Raw genomic sequence first — 8956 nt, 5'->3', positions numbered from 1 at the left:
TCAGTAAATGTCAAACTGTAGGCACCTATGTATAAAAAAAGTCCAACTCCAGGCGGAGTTGGACTCGTAATGTTAGGTTTATCAACTGGTTTTATAACAATCCGGTGAAAGTGTTTTTGACCAGGGTAGAAATTGATCAATCAATTCGGGGTGGTTCACCAGATCGGTGTTGGCCATCTCTTTGAGAATGTAAACCAGGTAGTTGTAGGGTTTAAGTTGATTGCTTTTGGCTGACTCGGTGAGACTATAAATCATGGCACTGGCTGTTGCGCCTTCGGGGGTATTATGCATGACCCAGTTTTTGCGTCCGATTGTAAAAGCTCGGATACTGCGTTCCCCACGGTTGTTTGTTAATTCCAGACGACCGTCTTGCAGGACGTTTTCCAGGTAAGACCATTGATTCAAAGTGTAATTCACGGCCTCAGAGAGATAGGATTTTGGCAGGGCATTAGCCTGCATTCTGACGAGCCAGTCGTGGAAAGCCGCCATCACCGGCTTTAGCAAGGTCAGCCGCTTTAGTTTTCGTTCAGCCGGGGTAAAGTCGTTCAGCTTTTTATCGATATGAAAAATGGTATCACAAAACTGAACCCCTTCATACGAAGCCGCTCGTCTCTGTTCTTCTTTTGGTAAGGATTTAATGGCGTCGGAAAAGCCACGCTTGACATGAGCCAGACAGCCGACCACTGTGATATCCGGAGACAGACGATGATAAACCTCATATCCATCCGCATGAAGATATCCTTTATAGGTTCCCAGAAAGCTAAGCGCCGCTTCCTTGCTTCGGGTGGGATGATAGTCGTAGTAGACCATCGGGGTTTCATCATGAACCCCGGTACAGTAGACCCACATATAACTTTTGCTGGTTGCCGGGCGATCGGTTTCATTGGCAACCTGAACGGGGGTCTCATCGCCATGTAAAACATCCCGGGTGAGCATGATTTCCCGCATCCGTCGACAGAGAAGTGAAAAGTAGTCTTCGGCGCAGCGCAGCAGCCAGTTTGACATGGTCTGCCGGGAGAGTGCGACACTGTACCGTTCAAACTCCTGCTGCTGCCTGGCCAGCGGCATGGCACAGACATACTTGGCATTGATAATGGCAGCAACCAGCTCCGGCGTTGTAAAGCTGCCGGGAATCAGGGTGTTTGGCATAGCCGCACGAATAAAGGGAATTTTTAAATCAATCCCATCGTCATGTTTGGCGCATTCACGGCAGGTATAAACATGCCGTCGATGTTCCTCCACTTCAAACCGGGCAGGAATAAATTTAAGCAATCGGGTGATTTCCACTTTCATGTCATGAAGGGGATGACTGCAATTGGGACAGATGCGTTCCGTCTCCGGCAGTTCATGTTCAATGACAATGGTCGGCAGATTGGAAAAATCCTTTTCCCGTTTACCCCTGGCTTTTTTATTACGGGGTTTCTTCGTATCCGCCAGGACATCAGAAAGATCCGGCTCAGCAACAGAAAAATCTGCAGCCGCTTCCGGTTCGTTGAAGAAGCAGAGCTGATCACTTCCTTCGGGATAAGCGACTTTATCAGAGCCAGATCCGAATTTCTGGTGGGTCAGGAGTCGGATCTGTTCCATCGCCCAGGTCAGCTGGGTTTGCGTCTGGATCAATTGAACCTGCAGTTCATTACAGGTTTTGAGCAGCTCATCATAGGGTAGAGATTGTGTCGTTAAGGGTTTAATTTTAGGTGGTTCCGATTGATTTTTCATGAGTTTATTATACCACAAAACCACTAAAAAGAACAGTTTAATCATCATCAAAATCGCATAACAGCGCTATTTTCGATAACTTTTCATCGCTGCAAAACTTAGATTATCAAGCGCTTGCTAACGGCTCGATGGGCTTGCGGTTGTTCCAGCGAAAGGCCATCCAAAAGCCAGCGGAGCTGCCGTTCGGAAATGCCTTTAACGGTCTGGGATTCATTAAACACCCATTTAAATGTACCCCGGCTGAGCTTACGATAGTAAAGCCACCAACCATTGTTTGACCAGCGGAGGATTTTAGCTTTATCCCCCTTTCGGTTAAAAAAGACATAGAGATGATTAGCAAAGGGATCCATGTCGAAAGTCAGCTGTACCAGCGCAGAAAGTCCATTGATCGATTTTCGCATATCACAAGGAAAACAGGCAACAAAAACCTGATCGATCAGCGCAGTGTCAATCATATCCCCTGGAGCGTTCTGATCACAGCGGCTAAAACGACGGGCTCAAAACCCGGATGCAGACAGATTTCAAAGGTATTAAACCTGATAATTATCGGGGTTGAATCAGCACTGGTTGCTTTATCAATCAGTTTCATGGTAGCCCAGGCCTGTTCCGGCTCTGGCTGATCGGCGTCTTTGATTCGTCGCAGCCAGTAACGCAGCGTGGATACTTTCATTGCATTCCCTTCGCACCAGGTTTCTGCTGATTGGCCGGAATTGCGATAATCTTCAATCTGCTGGCGACGAAATGCATGCAGTTCATCTTTGGACATTAAAAAATACCTCCATTTATTAATCTGATGAAGGTATTATCGCATGAATCTTTAGGGTGAAATATGTGTAGTCTATTTGACATTAACATACGAGTGGTTATCAAGCTTCTCCCCTCAAACGGGTTTATATTGAGAAATATGGTAAAAAGGAAAAGAGACCACTTAGTATACCAACAATTAAAGATCGGGCAATGCAGGCATTGTATTTATTAGCGCTGGAACCCCTTGCTGAAACAAATGCCGATGTAATCTCATTCGGATTCAGAAAATCCAGAAGTGCACATGATGCCCAAAGACATATCCACAACCTGCTGGCTAAAAAAACATCACCTCAGTGGATAGTAGAAGGAGACATAAAGTCCTGTTTTGATAAGATAAGTCACGATTGGATGCTCGAAAATATCCCGACAGAAAAAGATGTCTTGAAGAAATTCCTTAAAGCAGGATACTTATTTGAGGGAAAGCTTTTTCCAACAACGGAAGGATCAGCGCAGGGTGGGATAATTTCTCCAACCATTGCAAATATGGTTCTTGATGGCATGGAGGATGCAATCGCTCAAAAATTCTGGCCAAGTAAGAAAGGTCGAAATGAGGTAAAAGATACTCACAGAAATGGGGTAAATGTTATAAGATACGCCGATGACTTTATTATAACAGCCTATAGTGAAACGACAGCTAGTGAAATTATTAAAGTCATTGAGGAATTTCTGAGTATAAGAGGCCTTGTGCTATCACCAACTAAAACAAAAATCACCACCATACACCAAGGTTTCGATTTCCTAGGCTGGAATTTTCGAAAGTATTCAGGGAAACTGATTGTCAAACCATCTTTAAAATCCACCCAGAAATTAGTATCTACCTTAAGTCAAGAAATAAAGAATGGAACAAGTTCAGCACAATCACAATTAATAAGAAGACTCAACCAAATATTAAGGGGATGGACGAATTACCACCAGCCAGTATGCGCCAAAGAAACTTTTGGGAAAATAGTTCATGTCCTATGGGAAATGTTGTACCACTGGGCGAAAAGGCGACATCGGAACAAATCTAAACAGTGGATTGTCCGAAAATACTGGTGTGAAATCGGGACTCGAAAATGGGTGTTCAAAGATGAAAACATAATCCTGATAAAAGCAAGTGATACACCGATAGTACGACATATTCCTTTGAAATTAGATAAAAATCCGATACTAAATGAAGACTATTTCATGCAACGCAAGTTGAAACAACAAAAACTACGTCAACGAGCATGGAAAAATACGATTGCCGCCCAATTATAAATAGCTGGGTTATAAATACTTGAGCGGAATACAATGAAAGTTGTACGTTCCGTTCTTAGAAGGGAAAGAGACCGTGAGGTTTCTGACCTATTCGACCAGGTAGAGAAAAATACTTTATTATAGTAATAAACAAAGATGAAGGAGCCACCTGATGACACGATACAGTAAGGAATTCAAATTAAACATTATCAAACAGATGATGCCCCCAACCAATAAATCAGTTAACCAGCTTGCAGCGGAAACCGGTGTTTCAGAACATACCCTTTATGCATGGAAACGGGCTGCAAAATCAGCCGGTATAGCGGCGCCAGCCGGTGAATCATCATCGGAACGCTGGTCAAGTGAAGATAAATTTTTAATCGTTCTAGAAACCGTAACAATGAACCAGGCTGAACTGGCGGCTTATTGTCGGGAAAAAGGCCTGTATGTTGAGCAGGTTGAAGCCTGGAAAGACTTCTGCATCAATGCCAATGGCGGCGTTGCCGAACAATCCAAATCCCTTCAGAAAAATTTGAAGGAGAAGGAAAAGGAAGTCAAACAATTAAACAAAGAATTACGGCGTAAAGAGGCAGCACTTGCTGAAACCGCGGCTCTACTGGTGCTCAGAAAAAAGGCCCAAGCGGCTTGGGGGGATCACGAGGAAGACTGATCAATCTCTCCGACCGCAACTTAGCCGTTACCTTTATTGATGAAGCCATTCAAAATGGCGCCAGGCAGTCAAGAGCCTGTCGGGAACTGAATATCAGTGAACGAACCTACACGCGCTGGAAAAATCCCCAAACACCAATGGAAGATCAGCGCCCTTTAGCAAAACGACCGGTGCCGGCCAACAAACTGACCCGTGAAGAGCAGCTTGAAATTCTTGAAATCGTAACATCCGCTACCTATAAAAGCTTGCCGCCCAGCCAGATTGTTCCCCGACTGGCTGATGATGAGGGTCGGTATCTGGCTTCGGAATCCACTTTTTACCGGGTATTGAGGGGAGAAAATATGCAGCACCATCGGGGCAGAACCGCAAAACCCCAGACGCGACCCATTTCAACCCATAAAGCTACTGGTCCCAATCAGGTCTGGATGTGGGACATCACGTGGTTGCCAAGCGGAGTGAAAGGTTTCTATTATTATCTCTACCTTATCCTCGATCTGTACAGCCGAAAGATCGTCGGCTGGGAAATATGGCCGGAAGAATCCGCCGAAAATGCCAGTATTCTTGTTAAAAAAGCCGTCGTATCCGAAGGATGTCTAAACCGAACCCAACCACTTATTCTACATTCCGATAATGGTAGTCCGATGAAAGGTGCGGCCTTACTGGAAACCCTCTATAAATTGGGAGTTGCCACATCAAGGAGCAGACCACGGGTAAGTAATGATAATGCCTATGCCGAATCCATCTTTAGAACCGTCAAATATCGACCCGATTATCCCTATAAAGGCTTTTTTGATATTGACAAAGCGCGGGAATGGGTACTCAACTTCACTCGTTTTTATAATTATGAACATCGTCACAGCGGATTAAATCAGCTTACTCCGGTACAACGACACAGTGGGATCAGTGAACAAATTTTCGCCAATCGGATCGCTGTCTATCAGGCCGCAAAGGATAAAAATCCCAATCGCTGGTCGCGTCATATCAGAGATTGGTCTCTGCCAGATGTCGTATGGTTGAATCCTGAACGCACGGAAGTACTGATGCTGGATTCATTGGAAGAAGCATGATTTAAAAACGTTTACTGTCGAAATTTATTTCAATTAAAACTGCCAACTATCTTGACAACCACCGTTCTCTAGGTTAATGACATTATACTGAGCAATTCCCAGACATTCAAGTCAATCATTTTTGGGTCAATTTAGTTGGTCAAAAACATTAATAACGCCATTTCTAACTAAATGAAAAAACCACCTCATCACAAGGCGGCCTTTATTGTATCAAAATCTATATTCTTATTTGGTGGAGGGTACAATAATGAATCCGAACATAATATATTTTACAGAATCAGCTTTTCTTTTTTCCTTATTATTACAGTAATTTTAAGTGAGCACAGATTTACCGGTTTGTTTTTTCACTTATATTAGCGGATAAACCAATTTCACAGGTCTTACGCATCCTGATTTAAATAAAACCGCTTAAATCGAGGATATATACGAAATACATAAATCTTCTAAAATCCACTAAAAAGAGGGCAATCCGCAATGGACGCCCTCTTTTTTTTATTGAATTATTCTTTTCCGATACTCCGCTTTAACCGATTCATTATCCAGCGCCGCATATATCTGTGTTGTCCCTGGGTTTGAATGTCCCATCAATTCCTGCAGCACGTTGAGCGGCATCCCTGCTTTGTGTCCCAGGGTTGCGAAAGTATGTCTCAACAAATGCGGAAATACAACCTTATCGAATCCGGCCTGTACAGCAATCTTCCCGATCTCTTTTTCAACGGCTCTATTTCCTAACCGTCCGAATGGCTTTTTCTGAGAAACAAACAGCGCATCATCCACTATTGGAAATGTTTTACGCTCATTGAAATATTTCTGCAGATAGATCTTTGCCTTCGGCGAAATAAGATGGTTCTTTCCTTATTCCCTTTTCCTATTATATTGACGGATCGTTCGGTCCAGTTAATGTCCTGGATATTGACCTGTGTGATTTCTGATAACCGTCCCCCGGTGCTGAAGGTAAATTCCAGCAATGCCCGTTGCCTGTTTGTCTTACATGCATCGCGCATCAATTCCAGTTCCTCTGCAGACAAAGATTTTCTAATCCTCTTTTCCACTTTTGTCGACTTAATCTTCCTGGTAGGACTCTTGACAATGTAATCCTCATTTTCCAGCCAAACAAAAAAGCTCTTGAGGATTGATTTCTCGTTTTCTATTGTTGAGTTTTTCAGATTTTTATACTTAATCAGATCAGCCAGAAACATCCGGATATCCATGGCCGTAATGTCAGCCACATTCTTTTGAAAGTAATTTGAGAATCGTCGTAAGTGCAGCGCATAATTTTTTAAAGTCTTGTCGCTCAACCCGTCCAGTTTCTTTGTGGCCAGGTACAGTAAAATCATTTCGTTCATGTCTGATTGCACCACCAGGGCCGTGGACTTAGGCTGGATCTCGTATTTATAGAGTGCTGATTCGATAATGTCCCTTAGAACATTTCCGTCAACCTCTGGGAACTGATCCGTAACTTCTGCAATAATCTTCATGGTAATTTCGTTTTCGTGCATAAAAATAACACCTCCTGTAGTATTTGCTCCTGAATTTTATCGATGCAAGAAGTACAGTCAGGAAACCGTACTTTTCGCAAAGGCTCATGACTTCCTTTGCTATCTTGCCTATATATTCTATCATGATTCGTGTATTTTCTCAAACAATATTAAAAAAAGGCATAAAAAAAAGACCACCCGAAGGTGGCCCGAAAACTTTAACTCACCAAGCGATCAACCCTGTGTAAGTTGTGTTTTTAAAAAATGTGGCGCTATTCCTACAATAGTCGCCCATATAAAACGGTCTACCGTTTTTCATACATCAATATCCTGTATTAATTATATCATGATTTCCCGACGTCGGCAAATCATGTTTTTAAAACCAATCATATACCCCCTGGGCGACGACTTCCCCAAATGCTGCAGCGTTGGTAAGTAACCCGATGTCTGGACGAATGCCGCCGGTTTCGAAAATGCAGGAAGTCATGTTCGTGTCTGATACTTCCCAGTCATCCCGCTGGATGATCCCCCTGGTTCCGAGTCCGATCCTGGCTTTGGCTGAAGCAATTAAACAATTGGCAAGCCGGATCCCGTCGTCACTCCCTGGGTAGACAATGGGCAGTGTCCCGGATGGGGCTGCATTATAGTCACAGTGCAGGCTGATATAAACATCAGCGCCCCAGTTATTTGCCTCTGGTACGCAAGCGGCGATATTCTTATCATTTTCAGTATCGGCGTCGCTCATGACCGTGAAGCCAGTGTTCCGGAGACGGGCGACCGCTTCTTTTCCGATGGCTAGCATCAGATCCGCTTCGGTGTAGTTTCCATCGACGCAACCGCAATCCCATGATCCGTCGGAGCTGACGCCGTGGCCAACGGCCAGATATACTTTTCCGGATTTCTTTTCCTGTGATGGCGCTGCCGGGGTAGGAGCGGGAACCGGGATCGGCGCCGGCGCAATGTTGATTCCTGCCAGTGGATTATCAACCGCCAGCGATTCCACTGATTTAAGCAACTGGATCGCTTCGATCCGCTTTGATCCGCCGGTTGTCCCGGCCATTTCTCCGTCTCTTGCCCAATCCAGCCAGCCATAGTCCTGGACATGAACCCGATAATTAACAGCTTTGCCTTTAATCTCAATCGCTTCGATCCGTAGGCCTTTACCTTCGGTTCCGGCAATTTCTCCAGCTTTTACCAATGGCCCCCAGCCCTGATCCTGGACATGTACCCGGTATTCGTCGACGCCTTCAATGATTACGGCTTCCAGGCGCTGGTTTTTCCCGGTGGTGCCGGCGAACCGTCCCTCTTCAAACCATCCCGTCCATCCCTCATTCTCTACATGTACTTTATATCTCATCGTCTTTATCTCCTTTATTTTTTAAAATATCAATGGCCTTGATCAGCGCCGGGGGAAGATCCACCCCCATCAGTCCAATATTTTCAATTATAGAAATCGCCTCATTCGCTGAGAATGCGATGATCACACCATCCCGTATAAAATTGCTGCCTAATGTCATGTCCAGCCGGCAGGCGACCAGGACACAAAATAATGTCGCAACTTTCCGGCACAGACCTTTCCACCCAGCTTTGCTTTCCAGGGCGCCGGTGGCCGTTTTCGTTGATTTTTTGAATACGCCGGCAACCACCAGCCCCGTAACATAGTCGACCGCCATGAAGATAATTAATGTTGTCAATCCTGCGTCCCATCCTCCTAATAGCGTCGCTATCCATCCACCGGCCAAACCAACCATCATGTAAAACCATGTTCCAATATTCACTTTGTTTCTCCTTAAATTTTTGAATCAAAAAAGACACCGGTTAAGGTGCCTTTTGGCCGTTTTTTCTATTCAGTTTTTGTTCGCAATATTGTCCTATTCCGAACTAAAGCCTACTTAAATCTTCCACAAATTCCCTCATTGCAGGAACGTAAGTTTCTTCTAATCCGATACTCGACGGATGGTTTACGCCATTCCCCCCATATGGTTTTTTAGTTGTAT

5 protein-coding genes and 3 pseudogenes are annotated in these 8956 nt (G+C 44.4%); 2 read left to right on the top strand and 6 right to left on the bottom strand.

Annotation, left to right across the window (positions count from 1 at the left end; all coding sequences use genetic code 11):
• Positions 1-81: 81 nt before the first annotated feature.
• The 3 genes from Q7J41_RS05880 to Q7J41_RS05870 all read right to left on the bottom strand — a co-directional run bounded on the left by Q7J41_RS05880 (position 82) and on the right by Q7J41_RS05870 (position 2485).
• Positions 82-1719, bottom strand: a complete 1638-nt coding sequence (locus Q7J41_RS05880) for an IS66 family transposase (protein ID WP_304886156.1) — start codon at positions 1717-1719, stop codon at positions 82-84.
• A 98-nt stretch (positions 1720-1817) separates the two neighbouring features.
• On the bottom strand, positions 1818-2174 hold the full coding sequence (gene tnpB, locus Q7J41_RS05875; RefSeq protein ID WP_304886155.1) for an IS66 family insertion sequence element accessory protein TnpB: 357 nt from the start codon (positions 2172-2174) through the stop codon (positions 1818-1820).
• The gene (locus Q7J41_RS05870) at positions 2171-2485 is read right to left on the bottom strand and encodes a hypothetical protein (protein ID WP_304886153.1); all 315 of its coding nucleotides are present in this window, start codon (positions 2483-2485) and stop codon (positions 2171-2173) included. Before Q7J41_RS05870 ends, tnpB begins: the two co-directional genes overlap by 4 nt.
• A 104-nt stretch (positions 2486-2589) precedes the next feature.
• On the opposite strand from Q7J41_RS05870, the pseudogene ltrA reads away from it, so the two are divergent.
• Together ltrA and Q7J41_RS05860 are read left to right on the top strand one after the other, a co-directional pair.
• A pseudogene (ltrA, locus tag Q7J41_RS05865) lies at positions 2590-3765 on the top strand (group II intron reverse transcriptase/maturase); the annotation flags it as partial.
• Positions 3766-3916: 151 nt separating this feature from the next.
• A pseudogene (locus Q7J41_RS05860) lies at positions 3917-5481 on the top strand (IS3 family transposase).
• A 492-nt stretch (positions 5482-5973) separates the two neighbouring features.
• On the opposite strand, the pseudogene xerA reads toward Q7J41_RS05860, so the two are convergent.
• The 3 genes and pseudogenes from xerA to Q7J41_RS05845 all read right to left on the bottom strand — a co-directional run bounded on the left by xerA (position 5974) and on the right by Q7J41_RS05845 (position 8737).
• Positions 5974-6818 (bottom strand): annotated as a pseudogene (xerA, locus tag Q7J41_RS05855) (site-specific tyrosine recombinase/integron integrase).
• A 517-nt stretch (positions 6819-7335) separates the two neighbouring features.
• Positions 7336-8316, bottom strand: a complete 981-nt coding sequence (locus Q7J41_RS05850) for an N-acetylmuramoyl-L-alanine amidase (RefSeq protein ID WP_304886152.1) — start codon at positions 8314-8316, stop codon at positions 7336-7338.
• On the bottom strand, positions 8306-8737 hold the full coding sequence (locus Q7J41_RS05845) for a holin family protein (protein ID WP_370650989.1): 432 nt from the start codon (positions 8735-8737) through the stop codon (positions 8306-8308). The genes Q7J41_RS05850 and Q7J41_RS05845 overlap by 11 nt, the downstream gene beginning before the upstream one ends.
• Between the last annotated feature and the right edge of the window lie 219 nt (positions 8738-8956).

Source organism: Acetobacterium sp., assembly GCF_030652775.1.
Classification (GTDB): Bacteria; Bacillota; Clostridia; order Eubacteriales; family Eubacteriaceae; genus Acetobacterium.
This window is presented reverse-complemented; position numbering and strand designations above follow the sequence as displayed.